The following is a 24,287-nucleotide window of genomic DNA, read 5'->3' as shown; positions in this document are numbered from 1 at the left end:
AATTAAAAGAAAGGAAAATCGGGTAGGGTGACAACCACCCGAAAAAATTCCGGATATATGTACAGAAGGATATGGTATACAGCCTTAATCAGTTTAGCAAAAAAAAGGTAAAAGCCGTAAAGTATGACAAAAAGTACATAAATATAAAAGACGGTAAGGTAATTCCTAAGAAAAAAGGAAAGACTTCATTTGTACTGAGAACAAAATCAAATAAGAAAAAAATTACGATAAATATAGTAAAGAAAGTTGGCTTTGGTGTATCAACGACAATTTATCGTGATGTAGGAAAACGAGTAAATCTTGAATTTACAGCAAAAGAAGGTGTGTCGTACTCATCGTCAAACAAAAAAGTTGCTAGAGTTTCAAAAAAGGGAGTTGTTACATTGTTGAAACGAGGAAAAGCAACGGTTAAGGTAAAGTATTTAGGAAAAACTTATAAAGTTCGAGTGGTTTGCAGACCAAGTTTAATAGGTAAAGTTTTCAGACCAAATCTTTCAAATGTTGCATCGGTTGTCATTCGAAGAATGGATGACACGAATCAGTATACTTGTACGAAACAAGAAATGAGTAACATTCTTGATATGATACGTTGTAAAAACTGGTATTCATATGCAGAAAATCCTGTTGAGAAAAAGATGGGTATGAGCCATCAGATAGGTATGTATGATTTTAATGGGAACAAAATTGTTGTAATAGAGGTGAATCCTAAAATAGCTTGGATTCGTATACCAGAGGATGGTTCATATATGACACCGCTTGGATATACATTGCCTGAGTTTATAAAGAAAATTTAAAAGAGTATTCATGTATCTCTGATTAGGTATGAAAAACATCATGTGTTGTATAAAAAAGGCTAAAAGTGGTCGTTCACTCCGAAAAAAAGGTCGTTCGCGAATTTTATGTTTTATGTCATGTAAATCGTGTTATGATTGCAGACAGGAGATGCCAGAAATTAAAGGAGGATACCATTGAAACACACACACATTTTATTTGTTATCTTAGCCATTATTTTATGTGTTGGCTGCGATTACATTCAAAGCCCGGAAGAGGTAGCAGGCGAAAACAAAAATGATTTACAGTATGTAAATATGGATGGATTAAGACGGGAACTTGCCGATATCCGGTCAACATCGTTTGAAAATCTTGATATTAAAAATTGTGCTTTTTTTGATGTGCCGGATAAGATGTATGAGGCGAAACTTTTGCAGGCAGGTGATTTATTACAGAAAGAAAATCAAATTTTTGAATCCTATGTACCGAAAAAGAGATTCAAAAAAAAGTATTATAAAAAGAACCCGAATAGTTCGCCACCGGGACCGGAGTATGAAAATACAGAGACGGGAGAACGTCTGCTGCTTGGAAATAATGGATTTATCAATTACCGGAAGTCAGAAGAATCGGATGAAATAGAGGAGGAGAATCTTTTTGAAACCGTATGGCTGGATAGAAAGTATGAAAATAAAACATATCAGTTGCAGGATGGTACAATTTCGCTGAAACAGGCGGTGGAACTTGCGAAAAAGGAAGAAGAAAAGTGGGAGAAAACGGTGGCGAAAAACGTACTAAAAAGCCGGCCAAGTAAAGTTGATGTTTACAAAAATGGTGAAGATGGAAATGTTTTCTTACGCTTTTGTTTTCGCAAAACATATCATGGGGTGGAAGAATTAGTTCAAAAGAAATTAATGGAGAGTGCAGATACGAAGTCTTTGTCGGTTGAATATGCGGATTGTTATGATGACCAGATTGTGGTTAGTTCCTGTAAGGGGGCAGATAGTTTTTTGTCAAACGAGGGGGTAATGTACGAGGCGGAAAAGCAAAAAGAAATCAAAACGGTATTATCACTGCAAAGTGCACTAAAACTTGTTTCCAAAGAACTTCCTTCCTATCATGGTTATCATATTTCAAAGATATCGATTTGTTACCGGATGTGCAGCGATGCCGGAAAAGAGAGTGAGCATGAGGCAGGAGAAAAGTATACGACAAGTCCTTGTTATCTGATGTTGTTTTCGGAGAAAGAAAATCAGGAAGAATTTGCTCTCGTCGACTGCAAGACGGGAACCGTTGATTATGTGAGGAATTATTGAGAGGGTAGCGATGAATTGGATGAAAAGTTTTGTAGAACGTATTTTAAAGAATAAGGTGTTTTGGTGTTGTGTTCTATGTGTTACGGCATTAAGTTTTACGGCTGTGTGCTATGCCAATGAAAGCGGAAAGGAATATTCCTTTTGGGATTTGTTTTTTGAGGGACAGATGAGACAGATTTTTCTGGAAAATGATATTACGTTTGAAAGTCTGATTACAAATCCAATCAGTATTTTTATGGCGATGTTTATGCCAATTCTTGTTATCTTTCCATTCTTAAATGTGTTTTGGAATGAAAAGATGACGAACAATTATTTATTTCGTCAGGCAAGAATTGGTGTACGAAAGTATATTGTGGGAAGTATGGCGGAGGCTGTTTTGTCCAGTGGTCTGCTTGCTGTGCTTGGGCGTTTTTTGTATGAAGGAATTTTGTTTGTGATTTTTACCTCTATGGGAAAGATGCCGATTCTTTCACAAATTGTGCCACTTCTTCTTAGGAAGGGAATCCGGTTTTTCTTTTACGGATGTTTGGTGTGTATACCGGTTTTGTTTTTCACTGCGTTATTGAAAAATCGATATATTATTTTATGCATGCCGTTTATCTTGATTTATTTGTATGATTTGCTTCTTCGAAACCGGAATATAGCGATTTGGGAAACGACAGGCATCCTTTATTATCCATGGAAACAATATCTGGTAACGGCAGGCGTTTGGATGGCGGTTGCGGCATTGGTGCTTATGATAGGATGTTACTGTTTGATAAAAAGGAGGTTATTGCGTGGAACATGGTAAATTTTCGGTCAGTAAAATATGGCATATAGCAAAGATGGAGTATATCAAACTTATTATGGATCCGCGCATGATTCTGATTGTGGCAGCGCTTGTTTTTGCCTATCAGTTTATTACGGTTCCTCTGCTGCAAAATGCAGCTATGATGGGAAAACCAATCAATGTGTATGAGCCATTTGTTGCCCTGTTAAATTCCAATTTTATGATTCTTCTTGTGCCGGCAGTGTTTCTTGCGATTATATCAGATTATCCAAGAATTGATGGAAATACACTTTTTGTTGTGCAGAGAGCGGGGAAAGGAAATTGGTTTTTTGGACAGATTTTGTACGCACAGATGAGCATTCTTAGTTACCTGCTCATTGTGTTTGTGGGAATGATGATTCCTGTTTTGTGGGGTGGAAGTTTTTCTGCAAAATGGAGTCCTGTGGTTTCGGAGTTTGCCTATTCGTTTCCGGACTATGCACAAAATACAGGAAGTGTCAGCATTCCGCCGGAAATTTATTATCATATGTCGCCGGCATTTGCTGTTTTTTGCGGGGTGTTATTTGTCTTTTTGTATTTGTTTTTGCTTAGTATGATTCTGTTGCTTTTTGCCACCTTAGGGGCGAAGAAGGCAGGAGTTATCACGGGTTTTTTGGTGATTGCGGCTGGAATTTGTTTTTGTGCAACAAGTTCCCGTTTTAAATTTTTATTTCCGATGGCTAATAGCCTTCTTGGTGTGCATTACACGCGCTACTATAGAGAAATGGTTTTTCCGCTGTCACTTAGTGCCTATTATTTTATCGGATTATTGGCAGTGATTTTATTTGTGGCGTTTATAAGATGTAAAAAGATGAATTATAATTTTGACCACGAAATTGATTAAGGAGGGGCAGTTAATGGAGTGCATGATTGAAATAGAAAATCTTTCTTTGACGATGAAAAAACAGATTATTTTGTCGGATATTAATCTGACTTTTGAAAAAGGGAAAATTCATGGATTGATTGGGCGGAATGGCTCTGGTAAAACAATGCTTATGAAGTGTATTCTTGGATTTATCAGACCGTCGCAGGGAACGATATGGGTGGACCATAAAAGGATAGGAAAAGAGGTGGATTTTCCACCCCACACAGGTGTTATCATTGAGACACCGGGATTTATTCCGCATTATAGTGGGTACAAAAATTTAAAGGTTTTAGCAGAGCTGAATGGGAAAATTGACAGAGGGCAGATTCTTCACACGATGGAACTGGTGGGGTTAAATCCGAACCTTAGACGTTCCGTAAAGAAATATAGTCTTGGAATGCGTCAGCGTCTTGGTATTGCACAGGCTATTATGGAAGAGCCAAATCTTCTTGTTTTAGATGAGCCGTTTAACGGATTGGATGCAGAGGGTGTTTTGCAGATGCGAAAACTGCTGCTTGAGAAAAAAGCGCTGGGAACAACCATTTTGCTTTCCTCTCATAATGCAGAGGATATCGAAACCCTCTGTGATACTGTTTCCAAGATGGAGCAGGGCAAAGTGTTACGAAACGCTTGACCTGAATCTGCTTTCTTGTTATATTGGTTTTGCGATTTAATGCAGGAGAGGACGATACGATGAATCAATATAAGATGAAACCATTTGTGGGAAAACCAATAATCGAAGTTACAGTGCCCGGCTCAAAAAGTATTACGAACCGGGCGCTTTTGCTGGCTGCACTGTCAGAGGGAAAAAGTGTGTTAAAAGGTGTTTTATTTAGTGATGACTCCCGTGTGTTTATGGAGGCGCTAAAAACACTTGGTTATGAGATAGACGTAAACGAAAAAGAGGCTAAGGTGACGATTGTGGGACATGGTACGCAGATTCCTAAGCAGACAGCGGATGTGTATGTCGGAAGTGCCGGAACGGCGGCACGTTTTTTGACGGCAATGCTTGCGTTGTCCGGAGGGCATTATCATGTGACATCGTCAAAGCAGATGCAGGCGAGGCCGATGCGTCCGTTATTGGAAGCATTGGAGTTCCTTGGTGCGAAGTTTCAATTTCTTGAAGATGAATATTGTTTTCCATTTGAAATTCTTGGACGAGAGGAAAGCAGCGAAAAAAAGAAGGTATCGTTAAATATTGATGCCAGCAGTCAGTTTCTATCGGCACTCCTATTAAATGGTGTATTTTCAAAAACAGGATTTGATGTGGTACTAACCGGCAAACGCGATGCGAAAGCGTACGTGAAAATTTCGATGAAAATGATGGAAGAGTTTGGTGTTTCCATGCGTCAGAAATCGGAAAATGAATATGAAATTCTGCCATCAGGGCATTATACGGCAAGAGAATATCAGATTGAGCCGGATGTGTCAGCAGCATGTTATTTTTATGCGATGGCGGCAATTAATGGAGGAGTGGCAAAGGCAGCACATGTCCATTTTGACAGCTCGCAGGGAGATGTAAAGTTCTTACGGGTTCTTGAAAAAATGGGATGTACGGTTACCGACGAGCCGGATGGAATTTGTTTAAGGGGACCGGAAGATGGCATACTTCATGGTGTGGATGTGGTGATGAGTGATTTCTCAGATCAGACAATGACACTTGCAGCTACGGCGGTTTTTGCAAAGGGAGATACGACAATTCATGGGGTGGCACATATCCGCAGGCAGGAATCCAATCGTATGCAGGCAATCGTCAATGAACTGACAAGATTAGGAATTTCTTGTGAAGAGACAGAGGATGGTCTTATCATTCATCCAAAAACACCAAAGTGCTCCGATGAAAATCCGGTTGTCATTCAGACGTACGAGGATCACCGGATGGCAATGGCTTTCGCTGTAATTGGTACAAAAGTTCCGGGAATTCGGATTAATGACCCATATTGTTGTCGAAAAACGTTTGAAAATTATTTTGAATGGTTGACAAAATTAAATTTAGAATTAAAATAAGAATAGGAAATCGTGGCACCGGATGGATTTCGGTGCCTTTCTTATTCAAAATGGAGGAAATGATGAAGAAAATAATTGATTGTTTAAAAGAAAAAATGACAGAGGGCTTTGTGGCAGCAGGCTACGATGAAAAGTATGCGATGGTTTCTGTAAGTAACCGCCCGGACCTTTGCCAGTATCAGTGTAACGGTGCGATGGCAGCAGCCAAAGAATACAAAAAGGCACCGATTCAGATTGCCAATGATGTGGTGGAAAAATTGTCAGAGGATGCAGCTTTTGAGAAAATCGAGGCAGTAAATCCTGGTTTTATTAATATTATTGTGAGTGGTGAATTGTTAGCGGCAAATGCAGAACAGATGGACAAGGAAGAGCGTTTTGGCGTGGAAATTCCCGAAAAACCGAAAACGATTGTCATTGATTACGGCGGACCGAATGTGGCAAAACCGCTTCATGTAGGACATCTTCGTTCAGCGGTAATTGGTGAAAGTGTGAAACGAATCTGCCGTTTTATGGGGAATAAGGTGATTGGTGATGTGCACTTAGGTGACTGGGGACTTCAGATTGGCTTGATTATTACGGAATTAAAGAAAAGACAGCCGGATTTACCTTATTTTGATGAGTCCTTTACGGGAGAATATCCGAAAGAAGCACCATTTACCATTTCGGATTTGGAGGAAATCTATCCGTATGCCAGCGGTTATTCCAAAGAGCATGAGGACTATCTGAAGGAAGCACAGGGAGCAACGGCTCTTTTGCAGGATGGTAATCGTGGATACCGTGCATTGTGGGAGCATGTTTTGAATGTTTCCATTGCCGATTTAAAGAAAAACTATGATAAACTTGATGTTCATTTTGACCTTTGGAAAAAGGAAAGCGATGTGCAGGAGTATATACCGGATATGGTTTCGAAATTAAAAGAGGACGGATTTGCTTATGAGAGCGAGGGTGCTCTTGTTGTGGACGTTACGGAAGAAACGGATAAAAAAGAGATACCGCCGTGTATTATCGTAAAGTCAAATGGCGCGACGTTGTATGCAACAACCGATTTGGCAACGATTGTGGAGCGTGAAAAACTGTTTGAGCCGGATCAGATTATTTACTTGGCGGATAAGCGTCAGTCGCTGCATTTTACCCAGGTATTCCGTGTAGCGAAAAAATCCGGGATTGCAAAAGCAGATACAGAACTTGACTTCATCGGTTTTGGTACCATGAACGGAAAAGACGGAAAACCGTTTAAGACAAGAGATGGTGGTGTGCTTCGCTTACAGGCTCTCAGAGAGCAGATTAATGATGAAGTTTACAAAAAAATGATGGAAAATCGTGATTATGGCGAAGAGGAAGCGAGAGAGATTTCAGCAAAAGTCGGTCTTGCTGCTTTGAAATATGGTGATTTATCCAATCAGGCATCAAAAGATTATATTTTTGATATTGAGCGTTTTGCTTCCTTTGAGGGAAATACAGGACCGTATATTTTGTATACGATTGTAAGAATTAAATCCCTCCTTGCAAAATATAAGGAGCAGGGGGGCGTACTGAATGAGGATACGAAACTTTTAGCTCCGGCAAATGAGAGTGAGACCGGCGTGTATCTGACACTTAGCCGCTTTGCGGATATGATGGAAACGGCATATAAAGAATTGGCACCACATAAAATCTGTCAGTATATTTATGAGTTGTCGGAAAGTTTTAACCATTTTTACCATGAGACGAAAATTTTGTTAGAAGAGGATGAGAAGAGAAAAGCTTCCTACATCAAACTTCTTTCCTTAGTACAAAAAGTTTTGGAATCTTGTATCGATTTGCTTGGATTTGAGGCACCGGACAAGATGTAAAAGAAAGGGCGTGATGGTTGTGTTTATTGGCCGCGAAAAAGAACTGGCAATGCTAAATCAGGCTTATTTAAAGGGCGGTAATTCCATCGTTGTTCTCTATGGAAGGGAGCAGATTGGAAAAACAACGCTTGTAAAAAAATTTGTGCAGGACAAAACATATGTCTATTATCAGGCGAGAGAGTTGTCTGAAAAAGAACAGAATCGTTATTTTGAAAAAGTACTTTTTTCGGTAAAGGAAAAGGCGGAAAAAGAACGGATTGTATTTGTCGTGGATGAATTTGATTTAATGCAGAAAGGGTACAAGACTTTTTTTGCAGATTTTCTTACGAAATTTGACGAGTTTCCGAAAGGACAGGTGATGGTTCTTTTCGTGAGTTCTGCCATCGGATGGGTGGAAAACGATATGGTTTCGGATATGGGAGAATTAGCAAAATATATGAGTCTGCCAATCAAGTTAAAAGAGTTTACTTTCGTTGAGATGGTAGACCGCTTTCCAAAAAGCACAACCAAAGATTGTATTTTAATTTATGGAATTTTAGGCGGTGTGCCGGGGTATTTGGAACACTGGAATCCAAAAGAAAGTGTAAAACAAAATATTGTACGGCTGATTGTGGACAAAAAGGGAGTGCTTCATACGGAGGCACAGCGTTTTTTGAAAACTTCCCTGCGTGAACTTCCTTTTTACAGCACCATCTTATCGGTGCTTGCGGAAAATGAGCCAAAGTTGAATTATTTGTTTACAAGAACAGGATTTTCCAGAGCAAAAATTTCGGTTTATATTAAAAATCTGATACAGATTGATGTGGCGAAAAAAATCTTTTCCTATGAGCCGGAAAAGCGGGATTCTGTGCAGAAGGGGCTGTATGGTATTACGGATTCCTTTTTGCAGTTTTGGTATCAGTTAATTTATCCGAATTTTTCGGATTTTAGTATGCAGAGCCCGGATGAATTTTATGAGGCTCATATTAAAAACGGCTTGGATGAATTGGCAGGAAAAGCTTATCAGAAGGTGTGCCGTGAATTTATGGAATTGATGAATCAGTATCATCATCTGCCGGCGCAGTTTGAAAGGTTTGGTAGTCTTTACGGAAAGTCCGGTTTTGTTCCTCTGATTGCGAATACAAAAGAGGGAAAACTCCTTGTGGGAACCTGCAAATGGAGCAATGAGCCGATGACGACAGAAGAATTTGAAGAACTTTTGCATGACATTGAGCAGACGGGCAAAGAAGCCGATTATTATTACCTTTTTTCAAAAGAAGGATTTACGAATGAGTTGTCTGTTATGGCTAAAAATATGGACAATATACAGTGTATTGATTTGGAGGCGATGTAGATGTATCGAGAAACAGCAGGGCTTGTAATGTATGGCCAGCTTGGAAAAGACAGTATTTTGATGAAACTTGGCAGCTTAGTAGAAAAGATGGAGCACGATGATTCCTACAGCAGAGAAGAGCTGGTTCGTGCGATTTACGATGAGGTGTACAGGCTCCTTGATTTGTCAACGACGTATGGATTTGATAACAATTTATGGCAGTGTTACATTGCTTATCTTCTGGCAACAACAGAAAATCCATTTAGTATTCTCTGTGAGACGGTCGGAGCTTCCAAAGATGGTACGGTGAATGAAATTGTAATACAGGATATGGAGCATTTTTATCATTTATTCCATTATGATTTTTCTGCGATGGAAAAGAAATTGGGAGTTGCATGCTTTGAGACATTGACCCATTATCATTCCATGGCAAAGGCAGAAAATACTTATAATAAAAGTGTCAGTGAAAAAGTCCGTGATTTGGCGTCACAGCTGTGTGAAGCGAAAAACGGTGAGGATTTCTTTGACATTGTGACCGCCTTTTATAAACGGTACGGTGTTGGAAAATTTGGATTAAATAAGGCATTTCGTGTTGTTCACACGGGGGATGAAATGGTGTTGTCACCGATTACTCATACTTCGGATGTGACGTTAGATGAGTTGATTGGTTACGAGCTTCAGAAAAAGCAGCTTGTGGAAAATACGGAGGCATTTGTCGAGGGACGCCGTGCGAATAACTGTCTTCTTTTTGGTGACAGTGGAACCGGAAAATCGACGTGTATCAAGGCAATTTTGAATCAATATTACGAAAAGGGACTCCGGTTAATTGAAGTTTACAAGCATCAGTTTCAGGATTTGTCCGCAATTATTGAGACGATTAAAAACCGCAATTACAAATTCATTATATACATGGATGATTTGTCATTTGAGGAATTTGAGATTGAGTACAAATATTTGAAGGCGGTCATTGAGGGCGGCATGGAAGTACGTCCGGATAATGTTCTGATTTATGCGACATCAAACCGTCGTCACCTGATTCGTGAGACATGGAGCGACCGCTCGGATATGTCAAATGATGAACTGCACCGCTCGGATACGATGCAGGAAAAACTTTCTCTGGTTGCTCGTTTTGGTGTCAGCATCAATTTCAGCAAACCAAGCAAAAAAGATTTCGATGCGATTATTCTTGGTCTTGCCAAAGCGCATCCGGAGATTACTTTGTCAGAGGAAGAACTTTTGATGCAGGCGAATGCATGGAGCATAAGAAATGGTGGATATTCCGGCCGTGTGGCAGAACAGTTTATCATTCATTTGCAGTCGCTTGTAAAATAATTTGATGGAAGGAAGGATACCCGCTTATGTTTGAACGTTTTTTTCCGGATACAACGGTGTCGTCAACGTATGCCATTGATTATGAAAAGTTATATGAAGAAGGTTACCGGGGAATTCTCTTTGATATTGACAATACGCTTGTCGAACATGGAAAAGAGGCAACGGAGCAGGCAAAACGATTGTTTTCCCGTCTGAAAAAAATTGGATATGAGTGCTGTCTGATTTCCAATAATAAAAAGAAACGTGTTCATTCGTTTAATGAGAAAATTGGTGTTCACACGGTTTTTAACGCGCATAAGCCGGCAAAGAAAGGTTATTTTTATGCGATGGAACTGATGAATACAAGACCGGAAAACACGATTTTTGTCGGCGATCAGTTATTTACGGATATTTTTGGTGCTAAACGAATCGGACTCAAAAATTTTTTGGTAAAGCCGATTAACGAAAAGGAAGAAATCCAGATTGTATTAAAGCGCAAACTGGAGAAAATTGTTTTGCATGAATATCGCGCAAAAAAACGCGAAGAAAAGAGGCAGAAACGATGCGAAAAGAAATGGAAGAAAAAATATTTCAATCCACCAAGGTAGATGCGATTCTTCTTACCTCACCGGCAAATATGCGGTTTGTGGCCGGCTTTACGGGGGAGGGGTATGTGTATTTTTCCTGCCGGCAAAAAGTGGTTGTCACGGATTCCAGATATGTGATCGCAGCAAAAAATGAGTGTCCGGGTTATGAAATTGAGACATGGACAAGCGATGGATATTTTTTAAATCTCTTGGCTCATTTAAAGGAAGAAGAGAGTGTGAAAAGGCTTGGCATCGAAGATGAGGTGATGACGGTATCACTTTATCACAAATTGGAAAAACAACTTCAAAAAAATGAGGGAAAATCTCCAAAACTGATTTCATTAGAAAATAAAATGAATCAGTTCCGTCAGATAAAGACAGAGAAAGAGCAGGAAAGGATACGGCAGGCAGAGGCAATCGGTGACCGCGCCTTTACAAAGACAATTGCCAAAATTCATGAGGGCATGACAGAAAAACAGGTTGCCGCATGGCTGGAATTTTACATGAAAGAAGAAGGTGCGGAAGGTTTTAGTTTTGATACGATTGCCGCATCGGGAGAACATTCGGCGATGCCGCATGCAATTCCAACGGATAAAAAGCTGGAAAACGGCGATTTCTTAACGATGGATTTTGGCTGTTTGTATCAGGGGTACTGTTCGGATATGACAAGAACGGTTGTCATTGGCAGTGCAAGTGAGAAACAGCGTGAAATATATGATACGGTGCTAAAAGCACAGGAGACGGCACTTTTAGGAATCCGTCCGGGAATGAAGGGAAGCCAGATTGATGCGATGGCAAGAGATGTGATAACAGATGCCGGCTATGGTAAATATTTTGGACATGCACTGGGACATTCGGTTGGACTTGAAATTCATGAAAGTCCAAATTTTTCACCGAGAGAAGAAACCGTGATTAAGCCCGGTATGGTAATTACGGTGGAGCCTGGAATTTATATTGAGGGAATTGGCGGCGTTCGGATTGAGGACGTTGTGATTATTACAGAAGACGGATGTGAAAATATTACCCATTCGACAAAAAAACTGCTTGAGTTGACCGCACAGAAAGGATGAAGTGGATGAGGCCTAAAATTTGTGTACCAATTGTTGCTCCGCTTCGTGATGGAATTATTCGCGAGGCAAAACAGATTGCAAAACTGCCGGTGGAAATGGTGGAGTGGCGCATTGATTTTTTTGCCGGTTATGGGAGAGAAATTCTTGATGTCATAACGGAGTTAAAGCGTGTGCTTAATGAAAAGGAGCTGTTAGTCACCATTCGCACGGTGGCAGAAGGCGGCGAAGAAAATGGTTCCCGCTTTGATTATTTTGAAACAATGCGCAAAATCCTTGAACAGCAGACGGCAGATTATGTGGATGTTGAGGCTGCGCGGGATGAAGAAGAGGTAAAAGCACTCTGTCAAAAGTACTCAAACACTAAGACCAAAGTAATCGGCTCCTATCATGATTTTTCCAAAACTCCGTCTGTGGATGAAATTAAGGAAAGACTCTGTAAGGCAAAAGAGTGTGGGTGTTACGCCGGAAAGTTAGCTTGTATGCCAAAGACAAGAGAAGATGTGGATACGCTGTTAAATGCAACCGCTGCCATGAAAGAGGAATTTCCGGATTTTCCATTGATTACGATGTCGATGGGGGAGCTTGGAAAAGTTTCGAGATTGTATGGCGGATTGTATGGCTCGTTTGTTTCATTTGGCTGTGTAAGTGAGGCTTCCGCACCCGGACAGGTCTATTATGAAACGATGTGTGAGGTGTTTGACAAAATTTACAAAGGAAACCGCCACATCATTTTGATTGGTTTTATGGGCGTTGGGAAATCAACCATTTCACATGAATTATCACGGCTTGCTTTGCGCGCGGAAATCGACACTGACCAGTGGATTGAGGAAAAAGAAGGTCGTGCAATTTCGGATATTTTTGCAAAAGAAGGAGAAACTTATTTCCGTGATTTGGAAACATCCATGATTGATGAGTTAGGTATGATAAAACCGGCGATTATTTCCTGTGGTGGCGGTATGGCACTGCGGGAACTGAATGTGAGAAAGTTACAGGCAATCGGAACGGTTGTTTTACTCACGGCAAAGCCGGAGACAATTTTTGAGCGGGTTCGTTATAACACGAATCGCCCACTGTTGAAAGATAACATGAATGTGGACTACATACGACAGATGATGGAGAAGCGGAGAGTGTATTATGAGCACGCCGCTACCGTGACGGTAAGCACGGATGGGAAAATCATTACCGAGATTGCAAAAGAAATACTTGAAAAATGCTTCTAAATATACTAAAATTATGAATAGATATGAATTTATTGTCGTTTTGTGCGACGGAAAGAGAGGAAACTATGGTATCAGCAGGAGATTTCAGAAACGGTTTGACAATTGAGATTGATGGAACCGTATATCAGGTTATTGAGTTCCAGCATGTAAAACCGGGTAAGGGTGCTGCATTTGTTCGTACCAAATTAAAAAACGTAGTAGATGGCGGTGTTGTGGAGAAGACATTCCGTCCGACAGAGAAGTATCCACAGGCGCATATTGATAAAAAGGAAATGCAGTATTTGTACAACGATGGTGAGATGTACAACTTCATGGATAATGAAACATATGAGCAGATTGCATTGACAGAGGAAGCAGTTGGCGATTCCATGAAATTCGTAAAAGAGAATGATAATGTTAAGATGGTATCTTACAAAGGTAACATTTTCGCAATTGAGCCACCGATGTTTGCTGAGTTGGAAGTAACTGAGACAGAGCCTGGTGTAAAAGGTGATACAGCAACAAACGTTACAAAACCAGCTACCGTTGAGACGGGTGCACAGGTTGCAGTTCCGATTTTCGTAAATCAGGGTGATAAAATCCAGATTGATACAAGAACCGGGGAATATCTGAAGAGATTATAGAGCATTTTTGTAAGTGCATGATGAAAGAGCTATCGCACTGAGATAGTTCAAAATATAAAGAAGTTTAATTTGTTTTGAGACGGGTAACACTTTGTGTTATAGTCTCTTACAAATTAAACTTCTTTTTTTGCTTAATGAGAAAAATTTCACTTGTAATATACCCAGTGGGGGTATATAATCGAATCGAAAATTATCGATAGGAGTGATTGCATGGAAGAAAAGAAAACGTGTCCGTGCTGTGAAGAACGGCACAAAGAACGCTCAGATAAAGAGTATAAAGACTTAATCCATCGTTTAAACCGTATGGAAGGACAAATCCGCGGAATTAGAGGAATGGTTGAGCGAGGTGTTTACTGTACGGATATTTTAGTCCAGGTGGCAGCGGTCAATGCAGCATTGAATAGTTTTAACCGAGTTTTGTTAGCAAACCACATTAAGACCTGTGTGACGGATGATATCCGGGCAGGAAAAGAAGAAACCGTAGATGAATTGATTGCGACTCTGCAAAAACTGATGCGGTAGGAAGTAGAGTACTTCGATAAGAAGAATATAAAAAAACAGGAAAGGCGGAATATACATGAAGCAGTATGCAGTGACAGGCATGGCATGTGCAGCATGCAGTGCCCGTGTGGAAAAAGCGGTAAGCCGTGTTGAGGGCGTAAGTTCATGCAGTGTAAATCTTTTGACAAATTCCATGGGTGTAGAGGGGGATGTGCCGGATTCCGTTATTATTCAGGCAGTTGTTGATGCCGGATATGGTGCCCACGTGATGGAACAGAAAAAGAACGGAGAAACGGAGACAGAAGATACATTAAAAGATACAGAGACAAAAAAGTTAAGGAAACGATTGATTGCTTCTTTGATTTTGCTTGTATTTTTGATGTATTTATCCATGGGACATATGATGTGGGGATGGCCCCTGCCGGGTGTCCTTGGTGTGAACCATGTAGCGATGGGACTTGCTCAGATGTTATTGACGATTGCGATTATGGTCATTAACCAGCGATTTTTTGTCAGTGGATATAAAAGTTTGTGGCGGCGTTCGCCAAATATGGACACGTTAGTTGCGCTTGGCGCCAGTGCAGCTTTTGGCTATAGTGTGTATGCGTTATTTGCGATGGCGGAGGCACAGAGGTTGATGGATGAGGCAAAAGTTATGGCATATATGCATGAGTTTTACTTCGAGTCGGCGGCAATGATTCTTACGCTGATTACTGTCGGGAAAATGCTGGAGGCGCGTTCTAGGGGAAAGACAACGGATGCGATAAAAGGCTTGATGAAGTTAGCTCCCCGGACGGCGGTTGTTGTTCGGGATGGAAAGGAAATTTCAGTGCCGGTAAAAGAGGTTCAAAAGGGAGAGATGTTCCTTGTCAAACCGGGGGAAAATATCCCCGTGGATGGCGTGATTTTAGAAGGAAGCAGTGCAGTCAATGAGGCGGCACTGACCGGAGAAAGTATTCCGGTAGATAAAAAAGAAGGAGAAATGGTTTCTGCCGCAACGCTGAATCAGACCGGTTTTCTTCGCTGCGAGGCAATCAGAGTAGGAGAAGATACCACTTTGTCGCAGATTATCCAGATGGTAAAAGATGCGGCGGCAACGAAAGCACCGATTGCCAAAATTGCAGATAGAGTTTCGGGCGTTTTTGTTCCTGTTGTTATTTCAATTGCAGTAGTTACTTTTCTTGTATGGTTTTTGTGTGGACAAAGTGTTGGTTATGCATTGGCACGTGCTATTTCGGTTCTAGTTATCAGCTGCCCGTGTGCCCTTGGTCTGGCAACGCCGGTTGCTATTATGGTAGGAAATGGTCTTGGCGCCAGACACGGAATTTTGTTTAAGACGGCAGCAGCTTTGGAAGAGACGGGTAAAATTGCAACCGTGGCACTGGATAAAACCGGAACGATTACGCGCGGTGAGCCGAAGGTAACTGATATGATTCCATTTTCCGGGTACTCCGAGAATGAACTTCTTTCGTATGCGTATGCGCTGGAGAAAAAGAGTGAGCATCCTCTGGCACGTGCTATTGTTTCCTATGCAGAGGAACTTGATACTTTAGCACCGGAACTTTCGGAATTTGAAATTATGCCGGGAAATGGTCTGAAAGGACAGATTAAAGAAAATGGTAAAACAGAAGTTCTGCTTGGTGGAAATCAGTCTGCGATTGAAAAGGTGACAGTGATTGATGACACGGTAAAAGGGCAGGCGAATCGATTGGCAGAAGAAGGAAAAACACCATTGTATTTTGCCAAAGATGACACGCTGCTTGGTATGATTGCCGTGGCGGATACGATGAAAGAAGACAGCGCCGATGCCGTCAGCCAGATGCAGAAAATGGGACTTCGCGTTGTGATGCTTACCGGAGATAATGAAAAAACAGCAAATGCGATTGGCCGGGAAGCCGGTGTAGATGAAGTGATTGCCGGTGTTCTGCCGGATGAAAAAGAGGCCGTGATTCGAAAATTGAAAGAAAACGGCAAGGTTGCCATGGTGGGCGATGGTATTAATGATGCGCCGGCTCTTACGCAGGCAGATATCGGAATTGCCATTGGAGCCGGAACAGATGTGGCAATGGATGCAGCGGATGTTGTATTGATGAAGAGTAAACTCAGTGATGTTCCGGCGGCAATCCGCTTAAGCCGTGCAACCAGAAAAAATATCCGTGAAAATTTATTCTGGGCATTTGTTTATAATATTATTGGTATTCCGTTGGCAGCCGGTGTGTGGATTCCGTTGTTTGGCTGGCAGTTAAATCCGATGTTTGGAGCGGCAGCAATGAGTTTGTCCAGTTTCTGTGTGGTGACAAATGCGCTGCGGTTGAATTTTAAGAAGATTTAAAGGTTATAGCGTATTCCTATACCTAGTGAAATATTTCTTGTATTAGACAATACCCTACCTATTTGGTATGATAACTACAGAACAAGAAAATAACACCTGTGCAGAGCACAATGAAAATGGAGGTATGAGAATATGAGTAAAAAAAGTTATGCAGAAAGAAATTTAAAATTTGAGACACTTCAGTTACATGTAGGACAGGAAAATCCGGACCCGGTTACCGATGCAAGAGCAGTTCCGATTTACGCTACTTCATCTTATGTGTTCCGCAACAGTGAACATGCAGCAGCACGTTTTGGACTTACGGATGCAGGAAATATTTACGGACGTTTGACAAATCCTACAGAAGATGTTTTTGAACAGCGTGTGGCAGCACTTGAAGGCGGCGTGGCAGCACTTGCCGTAGCGAGTGGTGCAGCAGCAATTTCCTATACGATTCAGAATCTTGCACAGGCAGGAGACCACATCGTAGCAGCAAAAAATATTTATGGTGGAACTTACAATTTGTTGGCTCACACATTAGTACAGTATGGTATTGAAACAACATTTGTTGATCCATTTAACTTTGACGAGGTTGAGGCTGCAATCAAAGATAATACAAAGGCTGTATTTATTGAGACATTAGGAAATCCGAACTCAGATGTTGTGGATATTGAGAAATTGGCAGACATTGCACATGCTCACAAAATTCCACTGGCAATTGACAATACATTTGCTACTCCTTATCTGGTTCGCCCGATTGAATACGGTGCTGACATCGTGGTTCATTCCGCAACAAAATTCATCGGTGGACATGGTGCAGCAATCGGTGGTGTCATTGTAGACAGCGGTAAGTTTGACTGGGAAGCAAGCGGCAAATTCGCTTCTTTGACCGAGCCAAACCCAAGTTATCACGGAATCAGCTTTACAAAAGTGGTAGGACCGGCTGCTTTCGTTACGAAAATCCGTGCGATTCTGCTTCGTGATACCGGTGCGACACTTTCTCCGTTCCATGCATTTATGTTTTTGCAGGGGCTTGAAACTCTTTCCCTTAGAGTTGAGCGCCACGTAGAAAATGCATTGAAAGTAGTAGAGTATTTGAACAATCATCCACAAGTTGAAAAGGTAAATCATCCGGCTGTATCCGATGATCCTTCTCAGCAGGAATTGTACAAAAAGTACTTCCCAAATGGCGGCGGTTCAATCTTTACCTTTGAGATTAAAGGCGATGACAAGAAAGCAAAAGATTTCATTGATAATCTGGAGTTGTTCTCCCTGCTTGCCAATGTAGCAGATGTAAAATCGTTAGTTATTCATCCGGCAAGTACAACACATTCTCAGTTGAATGAGGAAGAATTGTTAGACCAGGGAATCAAACCAAATACCATTCGTCTGTCAATCGGAACAGAGAATGTAGATGATATTATTGAAGACTTGGAAGAAGCTTTTAAGGCAGTAAAATAAAAACGAAAAAGATGGGAAGCGGGATATCTGCGTGGCAGATATAGCTTCCCGTCTTTTTTTCGTTTTTATTTTGGCTTAGAGGGAGAGGGGAGAGTGGTGAGAGGGGAAGATGCAGCAAAAGGTTTAAAATTAAAACAAAATAGTCTGTAATGATGCTATAACATAATGAAAAATAATCTTTACAAATAGCAAAGGCTGTTGTAGAATGTAAATCATAAAAAGACATCGTGGTCTATTCCGCGGTGTTTTTTTTTATAGAACTGACTGAATTTTACAAGGAGGCAGAGATGTGGATTTCATGATGAACTTTCTGGAAACACTGGGAACAATTGCTTTTGCTGTTTCCGGAGCAATTGAGGCAATGAAAAAGCAAATGGATCTGCTTGGAGTAATTGTACTTGGCATGGTAACGGCAATTGGCGGCGGGGTAATCCGCGATATTGTAACGGGAGAAATTCCTCCGATTGCTTTTCAGAATCCGACGCAGGCTAAAGTAGCAATTGTTGTTTCTATTGTTGTGTTTTTTTTGGCAATGTTTTTGACACGGCATGACATTCTGACAAATGTTTCGTGGGCGAATGCGGTGTTGTTTATATCTGATGCAATGGGCCTGGCAGCATTTACAATTTTGGGAATCCGTTTTGTACAGGAACGGATTGGGAATGACAATTTTGCGTTACTTTTGTTTGTAGGAGTAATTACCGGTGTAGGCGGCGGATTATTGCGTGATATATTTGCAGGCAATGTTCCTTATATTTTCCGCAAACATATCTATGCAACGGCTTCTATTTTCGGTGCGCTCATGTATTTGTGGCTCGATAAAATTTTGTCGGAACTATGGGCAGTTTTTTTCTCTATGGTGTGCATTATAGTTGTGCGTATATTGGCATCCCATTTTAAATGGAATCTTCCAAGGGTGGAGATTTTAGAGAAAGCGAAGTGACTTTGTATGAAATTAACAGTAAACCAGATCCTTCATACAGAGGGATTTGAAAAATTTCGAGTAATATGTGGAAATCGAGGGTTAAACAGAGAAGTATCATCGGTCAGCGTAATCGATGCACCGGATATTTATAACTGGCTTCAGGGAGGAGAAATCCTTTTGACATCCGGCTATATTTTTAAAGATAATACGGAGTATCTGCTTGAATTGATTGAGAAGATAGCAAAGAATGGTGCAGCAGCGCTATTCATTAAATTAGGCCGTTTTATTGATGATATGCCGGATGAAGTACGCATAAAGGCGGATGAACTTTCGTTTCCCATTGTGTATATGCCATTTTCATTTTCATTTGTTGATGTTATTACTCCGGTTTTGACAAAAGCAAACTCCAGACAGTTGGAAATCATAAAAAAGTCGGAAAAAATACACTGCATTTTTACGAATATTGCAATTAGGCAGGAAGGAATAGGAAAGGTTTTGGAATATCTCAGTGATCTCATTGGGCAAGAAGTTGCTTTTGTTGATAATATCAAACAAAGAGTTTTTTGTTCGAATGATGAGATGGAAATCAATATGGAAAATTATATGAGTAAATATCCGTGTTTTCCGATAACTGTCACAAGGAAGACATATGGTTATCTTGTTGTTAATGAGACAAAATATAAGGCAAATGAATATGATCTGATTGCGATAGAACATGCGTCAACAATTATTAAATTGGAAATACAGCGCGAAATTTCGAATGATGAGATTGAGAGAAAGTACAGAGATAACCTTGTCCTGGATATTATCTATAATAATATTAATAATCAGGACGAACTTAGGGAGAGAGGAAAACTTTTTGGCTGGAGTTTTGAGGGACATGTCCGTGCCATGATAGCAGATGTCGACCATTTCAAGAAGAATTTTGAAAAAAAAGAAGGGACAGGAACGAACCGGGCAGCTGTCAATGAACTTTCCAGGCAGCTTTTGCGGAAGGTGGCAGCAGAAGTAAGGATGTCGTTTAAAAAAACGATTTATACAACATTTACTGACCGGGTTGTATTTTTATTGTGGGACGAGGGAAAAAGTCATAAAGAAATACAGAAACAGTTAGCAGGAATTAATGAAAGAATTTATACAAAGGAAGGATTTACGCTGTCTTTTGCAATTGGTGGACTTGCCGATGAGATAGGAATGGCATACCGGAGTTTTCGTGAGGCAAAAACTGCTCTTGTTATGGGGCGCAGACTTGGCTGGGAAAATACTTCTTATTTTTACAACCAACTTGGTTTTTACCGTTTATTGGATCAGTTAAAGGGAAACCCTGCTGTAAAAAATTTCTTTCAGGATAAATTGGGTAGAGTAGAACAATTTGATCTTGAAAATCATGGCGAACTGTTTGATACGTTGAATATGCTTGTTGAGTGCAACTGGAATTTGCGGGAGGCGTCGGAGCAATTATATATCCATTATAATACGATGAAAAACCGTTATCATAAGATACAGGAAGTCATGGGGGTATCGCTTGACAATATGGAGGAGAGGCTTGAAGTAGAATTTGCAATAAAGTCTAAAATTGTAAATGACATATAAAGATTGTACAGATGAGACAGATTCTCAATAACAGAAGTGTACCGGCGGTATATTGTACCGCTGGTTTTTGTTTGCTATAATTCGCATTGTAAAAACAAAACAAAGAAATCAGGTGGTAAAGTGACAGGAAAAAAGCCAGAAATTTTTCTGAGAGAATTGCTGGAGATTGACACACAGAATCCACCGGGAAAAGAAGATATGATAGTCCGATATATCATTAAAAGGATGGCATTAAACGAAAGTCAATATGAAATCTTTGATCATGGTGAAGGACGTGCTTCTTTGGTCGTATCCATACCGGGTGAAAGTAGTGAGAGCGTAATGTTCTTAGGACACATTGATACGGTGCCATGTGGTGATGAAACAGCGTGGAAATATAAGCCGGTTCATGCAACAGAAGGTGGTGACCGTATATATGGTCTTGGTTCATCTGATATGAAGAGTGGTGTTGCAATTATGCTGACAGTACTTGATACAGTACTTAAGATGAAAAAGACACCCAAAAAGACACTGCGCTTTGTATTTACTGCTGATGAAGAGAGCGGATGTATGGGAGCGAAAAGGGTTGCAAAATGCAGCTGGATGGATGATGTGAAAGAAATACTTCTCAGTGAACCGACAGATGGAAAGGTCGTGATAGCAGAAAAAGGTGTGTTATGGATTTTGCTTAAGATTGCAGGGCGGCAGGCGCATGGAGCGATGCCGGAGGAAGCAAAAAATGGTAACGAGTATCTTTGGAAAGCCATTGAATGGATTAAAAATTCCCTCCCATGTTTGGAAGAATCAAAACTGCTGGGGAAGGCATCTATCAGTACAACGATTTTTCAGGGAGGATTTAAAAGCAATATCATTCCCGGATCAGCACAGGCAGTGCTTGATGTAAGAACCGTTGCTTCATCGAATCATAATCAGATTAAAACATGTCTGAAACAGATTCAGGAGTCATTTGAGGCACAGTACCAGGTGAGGATGACCTATGAAATAAAAAATGAAAAAATGGTACTGGAAGAACAGACGGATGTACCCCTTGTTAAAAAGTGGCTGTCGCTTTATGATACGGCAGAATATCCGAAGGGGATTCCTTATTATACGGATCTGGCAGAGTTGTTAAGAGAAAATGATGGTGAGTTCGTAATTTGTGGACCGGGCAGAATGAAAAAGATGCATAATGTGGATGAATATGTAACACGATTTCAATTAGAAAAAGTGGCGGAAAAATATTTAGAGTATATGAATCAGTATTGTTGACAAAGGAGTCATAATCGCAGAAAAGCGAGTGGACTCTTTTTATTTTTCAAAAAATAAAGAAAGAAGGGTTATGTATGGCAAATTATATTGTAAAGGAAAAGGTTTTTATCCCACCTTACGAAGGACGTGGAGTCAGAGTTAAGAAGGGACAGTTTTTAAAGATTGTGGATGTTGAAGGAAAACAGGTTGGTGATTTTATCTGTTTTAACGAAAATGATTTGAGTGAGTATGTATCAACGGTACATATGAGATCGTCATTAAGCAGTATTCGGTTAAAGATTGGAGATTTCCTTTATAGTAATTACCGTGATCACTTGATGCAGTTTACAGAGGATACAGTAGGAAAACATGATTTCTTTTTCCCGGCTTGTGATTATTATCGTTATAAAGTAGATTTTGGAGTTGAAGATCATCCGAACTGCAAAGATAACCTGATTGGTGCCTTAAAGAGTTTTGGCATTATCCGCAATGAGATACCAGATCCGATTAACTGGTTTATGAATAACCATATGGATGAGAATGGCGATTATGTTATTGAGGACCCATTATCAAAGGCGGGTGATTATGTTGTACTTAAAGCATTGAAAGATGTTGTTTGCTGTGTATCGGCATGTTCACAGGATTTTGTACCGGTAAACGGAATGAAAGTAACACCTTTGGAACTGCAGGTATGTGAATTGGAAGAATAGGAGGATTCTATGAGTATGTCAGTGGATAGTTTGAAATTAGTATCAGAAAGACAGCACCTCGTTGATGTGCTGATGAGTGGAAAACAGTATGCAGATATCATTCTAAAAGGCGGAAATGTCGTCAATGTAATAACAAGGGAGATTTATCCGGCAGATGTGGCTGTTTCTGAAAAATATATTTTGATGGTGGGAGACTGTGATGCCCTGACCGGACCTGATACAACAGTATATGATATGACTGGTAAGTATGTAATGCCGGGTTTTGTTGACTGCCATATGCATTTTGAAAGTGCGATGCTTACCATGACTGAATTTTCAAGGTTATCAATACCGACAGGTACGACTTGTCTGATTTCTGATCCGCATGAAATCGGAAATGTACTCGGCCCGGTCGGAATTAAAGAAATGGCAAAAGAAGCTTCGCTCATGCCACAACATGTGTTCTGTCGTGTGCCTGCACTTACGCCGGATTCACCGGGACTTGAAACAGCCGGTTATGATGTGACATCGAAAGATATTCCGGAGATGTTATCCTATCCGTCTGTATCTGGTGTGGGAGAGACGCAGGGTGTGAGTGCAATTCGGTTTGTATATGAGCATAATTATCCGGTAATTCGTGACACCATTGTATCTTCTGTATATGCGAGGTCAATCGGAAAAGAAGTCGACGGAAATGCACCTGAGTTATTTGGTAATGAATTAGCCGCTCATATTATTTGCGGCGGAACGGATGTTTCGTGTCATGAGACTACAACAAAGAAAGAAGCAGTAGAAAAACTTCGATATGGTGTCTATATGCTTATGAGGGAAGGCTCCACGCAGCGGAATATGCCGGAATGTATTCGTGCGATTACAGAAGAAGGGCTGGATTCAAGGCGTGCAATACTGGCAACCGATGATATGCTGGCAGGTGACATTGCGACAAAAGGTCATATGAATGATATTATCCGCCGCACAATAAAAGAGGGGGTAGACCCGGCCGAGGCAATCCAGATGGCTACGATTAATCCGGCAACATGGCTTGGATTGTCAGAACTTGGTGTGCTGGCACCGGGAAAACTGGCAGATATTGCAGTCGTGGAAGGTGAACTCGCTGACATGAATGTGTCGGAAGTATTTTTGTCCGGTCAGCTTGCAGCAAAAGACCGGCAGCTGCTGCTTCCACTGCCGGCTTATCAGTATCCGGATATTGTAAAGCATTCCGTTAAACGCAAACCGGTCAAGCCGGAAGATCTGATGGTTAAATGTGATAAGTCAAATCCGAAAGTAAACTGTATCGGACTGATTCTGGATCAGAATCTGACAGATGCATTTGTAGAAGATATGAAAGCGGAAGATGGTTATGTAAAACCAGATATAGAAAACGATCTTCTTCCAATTGCCAATGTAGGAAGACATGGACAGAGTGACATCGGTGCAGGTTTTGTAAAGGGCTTCAAAATGAAACAGGGAGCATTTGCTGAAAGTGTTGCTCATGATACACATAATATCATTGTCATGGGTACAAATTATGAGGATATGGCTGTGGCGGTTAACCATGTGATTGAAATGCAGGGAGGAGTTGCTCTTGCAAAAGATGGCAAGGTGATTGGTGATCTCCCGCTGCGAATAGCCGGTCTTATGACAGATGAGCTGAGTGCTGCAGAACTTACGAAACAGATGGATGCAATCACAAAGATGGCAAAAGAAGAATTACATTGCGAGGCACACGCACCATTTATGCATCTGGCATTTTTGGCACTGACGACCAGTCCAAAGTGGAAGATTACAGATAAAGGACTTGTAGATGCCAATAATTATTGCGTAATACCAACAATTGCAGAAAAATAGGAGAGTGATT

21 protein-coding genes are annotated in these 24,287 nt (G+C 40.7%); all 21 read left to right on the top strand.

All coding sequences use genetic code 11. The annotated features are described in order from the left end of the window. The first annotated feature begins 71 nt into the window (after positions 1 to 71). The 21 genes from DW005_RS10880 (at position 72) to DW005_RS10780 (ending at position 24,277) form a co-directional block, all read left to right on the top strand. Positions 72 to 794: an Ig-like domain-containing protein gene (locus tag DW005_RS10880; RefSeq protein ID WP_117479385.1), complete on the top strand. Its 723-nt coding sequence runs from the start codon at positions 72 to 74 to the stop codon at positions 792 to 794. A 174-nt stretch (positions 795 to 968) separates the two neighbouring features. Next, positions 969 to 2,084, top strand: a complete 1,116-nt coding sequence (locus tag DW005_RS10875; protein WP_117479383.1) for a hypothetical protein — start codon at positions 969 to 971, stop codon at positions 2,082 to 2,084. Positions 2,085 to 2,094: 10 nt separating this feature from the next. Beyond that, on the top strand, positions 2,095 to 2,874 hold the full coding sequence (locus DW005_RS10870; RefSeq protein ID WP_117479380.1) for a hypothetical protein: 780 nt from the start codon (positions 2,095 to 2,097) through the stop codon (positions 2,872 to 2,874). Then, on the top strand, positions 2,861 to 3,736 hold the full coding sequence (locus DW005_RS10865; RefSeq protein ID WP_117479379.1) for a hypothetical protein: 876 nt from the start codon (positions 2,861 to 2,863) through the stop codon (positions 3,734 to 3,736). Before DW005_RS10870 ends, DW005_RS10865 begins: the two co-directional genes overlap by 14 nt. 13 nt (positions 3,737 to 3,749) lie before the next feature. Next, positions 3,750 to 4,391: an ATP-binding cassette domain-containing protein gene (locus DW005_RS10860; protein WP_347461670.1), complete on the top strand. Its 642-nt coding sequence runs from the start codon at positions 3,750 to 3,752 to the stop codon at positions 4,389 to 4,391. A 59-nt stretch (positions 4,392 to 4,450) separates the two neighbouring features. Next, on the top strand, positions 4,451 to 5,764 hold the full coding sequence (gene aroA / locus DW005_RS10855; RefSeq protein ID WP_117479377.1) for a 3-phosphoshikimate 1-carboxyvinyltransferase: 1,314 nt from the start codon (positions 4,451 to 4,453) through the stop codon (positions 5,762 to 5,764). Positions 5,765 to 5,826: 62 nt separating this feature from the next. After that, positions 5,827 to 7,596: an arginine--tRNA ligase gene (gene argS, locus DW005_RS10850; RefSeq protein ID WP_117479393.1), complete on the top strand. Its 1,770-nt coding sequence runs from the start codon at positions 5,827 to 5,829 to the stop codon at positions 7,594 to 7,596. A 19-nt stretch (positions 7,597 to 7,615) separates the two neighbouring features. Next, complete coding sequence (locus DW005_RS10845; RefSeq protein ID WP_207658737.1) at positions 7,616 to 8,929, top strand: ATP-binding protein; 1,314 nt, start codon at positions 7,616 to 7,618, stop codon at positions 8,927 to 8,929. Beyond that, positions 8,930 to 10,240, top strand: a complete 1,311-nt coding sequence (locus DW005_RS10840) for an ATP-binding protein (RefSeq protein WP_117479372.1) — start codon at positions 8,930 to 8,932, stop codon at positions 10,238 to 10,240. Between the two features lie 26 nt (positions 10,241 to 10,266). Further along, the gene (locus tag DW005_RS10835) at positions 10,267 to 10,827 is read left to right on the top strand and encodes a YqeG family HAD IIIA-type phosphatase (RefSeq protein ID WP_022376150.1); all 561 of its coding nucleotides are present in this window, start codon (positions 10,267 to 10,269) and stop codon (positions 10,825 to 10,827) included. After that, the gene (locus tag DW005_RS10830; RefSeq protein WP_117479370.1) at positions 10,782 to 11,876 is read left to right on the top strand and encodes an aminopeptidase P family protein; all 1,095 of its coding nucleotides are present in this window, start codon (positions 10,782 to 10,784) and stop codon (positions 11,874 to 11,876) included. The genes DW005_RS10835 and DW005_RS10830 overlap by 46 nt, the downstream gene beginning before the upstream one ends. 5 nt (positions 11,877 to 11,881) lie before the next feature. Further along, the gene (gene aroD / locus DW005_RS13875; RefSeq protein ID WP_181975033.1) at positions 11,882 to 13,096 is read left to right on the top strand and encodes a type I 3-dehydroquinate dehydratase; all 1,215 of its coding nucleotides are present in this window, start codon (positions 11,882 to 11,884) and stop codon (positions 13,094 to 13,096) included. Positions 13,097 to 13,161: 65 nt separating this feature from the next. Further along, positions 13,162 to 13,719: an elongation factor P gene (gene efp, locus DW005_RS10820; protein ID WP_022376147.1), complete on the top strand. Its 558-nt coding sequence runs from the start codon at positions 13,162 to 13,164 to the stop codon at positions 13,717 to 13,719. A 210-nt stretch (positions 13,720 to 13,929) separates the two neighbouring features. Next, positions 13,930 to 14,241 carry a metal-sensing transcriptional repressor gene (locus DW005_RS10815; RefSeq protein WP_022376146.1) on the top strand — a complete coding sequence of 104 codons (312 nt, stop codon included), beginning with the start codon at positions 13,930 to 13,932 and terminating at the stop codon, positions 14,239 to 14,241. Between the two features lie 55 nt (positions 14,242 to 14,296). Further along, entirely contained in the window at positions 14,297 to 16,552 is a 2,256-nt protein-coding gene (locus DW005_RS10810) for a heavy metal translocating P-type ATPase (RefSeq protein ID WP_117479368.1), read from the top strand. Between the two features lie 132 nt (positions 16,553 to 16,684). Further along, entirely contained in the window at positions 16,685 to 17,992 is a 1,308-nt protein-coding gene (locus DW005_RS10805) for an O-acetylhomoserine aminocarboxypropyltransferase/cysteine synthase family protein (RefSeq protein WP_117479367.1), read from the top strand. 298 nt (positions 17,993 to 18,290) lie between these two features. After that, complete coding sequence (locus tag DW005_RS10800; protein ID WP_242989433.1) at positions 18,291 to 18,935, top strand: TRIC cation channel family protein; 645 nt, start codon at positions 18,291 to 18,293, stop codon at positions 18,933 to 18,935. A 6-nt stretch (positions 18,936 to 18,941) separates the two neighbouring features. Beyond that, entirely contained in the window at positions 18,942 to 20,510 is a 1,569-nt protein-coding gene (locus DW005_RS10795; protein WP_117479363.1) for a PucR family transcriptional regulator ligand-binding domain-containing protein, read from the top strand. A gap of 120 nt (positions 20,511 to 20,630) precedes the next feature. Continuing rightward, on the top strand, positions 20,631 to 21,758 hold the full coding sequence (locus tag DW005_RS10790) for a M20 family metallopeptidase (protein WP_117479361.1): 1,128 nt from the start codon (positions 20,631 to 20,633) through the stop codon (positions 21,756 to 21,758). Between the two features lie 74 nt (positions 21,759 to 21,832). Continuing rightward, a complete protein-coding gene (locus DW005_RS10785; protein ID WP_117479359.1) occupies positions 21,833 to 22,447 on the top strand; it encodes an urea carboxylase-associated family protein in 615 nt (204 codons plus the stop codon). A gap of 9 nt (positions 22,448 to 22,456) precedes the next feature. Beyond that, positions 22,457 to 24,277, top strand: coding sequence for an adenine deaminase C-terminal domain-containing protein (locus DW005_RS10780; protein ID WP_242989431.1), 1,821 nt, complete (start codon positions 22,457 to 22,459; stop codon positions 24,275 to 24,277). Positions 24,278 to 24,287 lie beyond the last annotated feature (10 nt).

It is taken from the genome of Clostridium sp. AF36-4 (assembly GCF_003435975.1).
Lineage (GTDB): Bacteria > Bacillota > Clostridia > Lachnospirales > Lachnospiraceae > Eubacterium_F.
The sequence above is the reverse complement of the archived record's forward strand: the minus strand, read 5'-3'. Positions and strand labels throughout refer to the sequence as shown.

Coding starts and splice junctions, on each gene's coding strand:
- DW005_RS10880 (WP_117479385.1), top strand. CDS start 72: ATGGTATACAGCCTTAATCAGTTTAGCAAAAAAAAGGTAAAAGCCGTA.
- DW005_RS10870 (WP_117479380.1), top strand. CDS start 2,095: ATGAATTGGATGAAAAGTTTTGTAGAACGTATTTTAAAGAATAAGGTG.
- DW005_RS10860 (WP_347461670.1), top strand. CDS start 3,750: ATGGAGTGCATGATTGAAATAGAAAATCTTTCTTTGACGATGAAAAAA.
- aroA (WP_117479377.1), top strand. CDS start 4,451: ATGAATCAATATAAGATGAAACCATTTGTGGGAAAACCAATAATCGAA.
- argS (WP_117479393.1), top strand. CDS start 5,827: ATGAAGAAAATAATTGATTGTTTAAAAGAAAAAATGACAGAGGGCTTT.
- DW005_RS10840 (WP_117479372.1), top strand. CDS start 8,930: ATGTATCGAGAAACAGCAGGGCTTGTAATGTATGGCCAGCTTGGAAAA.
- DW005_RS10835 (WP_022376150.1), top strand. CDS start 10,267: ATGTTTGAACGTTTTTTTCCGGATACAACGGTGTCGTCAACGTATGCC.
- DW005_RS10830 (WP_117479370.1), top strand. CDS start 10,782: ATGCGAAAAGAAATGGAAGAAAAAATATTTCAATCCACCAAGGTAGAT.
- aroD (WP_181975033.1), top strand. CDS start 11,882: ATGAGGCCTAAAATTTGTGTACCAATTGTTGCTCCGCTTCGTGATGGA.
- efp (WP_022376147.1), top strand. CDS start 13,162: ATGGTATCAGCAGGAGATTTCAGAAACGGTTTGACAATTGAGATTGAT.
- DW005_RS10815 (WP_022376146.1), top strand. CDS start 13,930: ATGGAAGAAAAGAAAACGTGTCCGTGCTGTGAAGAACGGCACAAAGAA.
- DW005_RS10810 (WP_117479368.1), top strand. CDS start 14,297: ATGAAGCAGTATGCAGTGACAGGCATGGCATGTGCAGCATGCAGTGCC.
- DW005_RS10805 (WP_117479367.1), top strand. CDS start 16,685: ATGAGTAAAAAAAGTTATGCAGAAAGAAATTTAAAATTTGAGACACTT.
- DW005_RS10800 (WP_242989433.1), top strand. CDS start 18,291: ATGATGAACTTTCTGGAAACACTGGGAACAATTGCTTTTGCTGTTTCC.
- DW005_RS10795 (WP_117479363.1), top strand. CDS start 18,942: ATGAAATTAACAGTAAACCAGATCCTTCATACAGAGGGATTTGAAAAA.
- DW005_RS10785 (WP_117479359.1), top strand. CDS start 21,833: ATGGCAAATTATATTGTAAAGGAAAAGGTTTTTATCCCACCTTACGAA.
- DW005_RS10780 (WP_242989431.1), top strand. CDS start 22,457: ATGAGTATGTCAGTGGATAGTTTGAAATTAGTATCAGAAAGACAGCAC.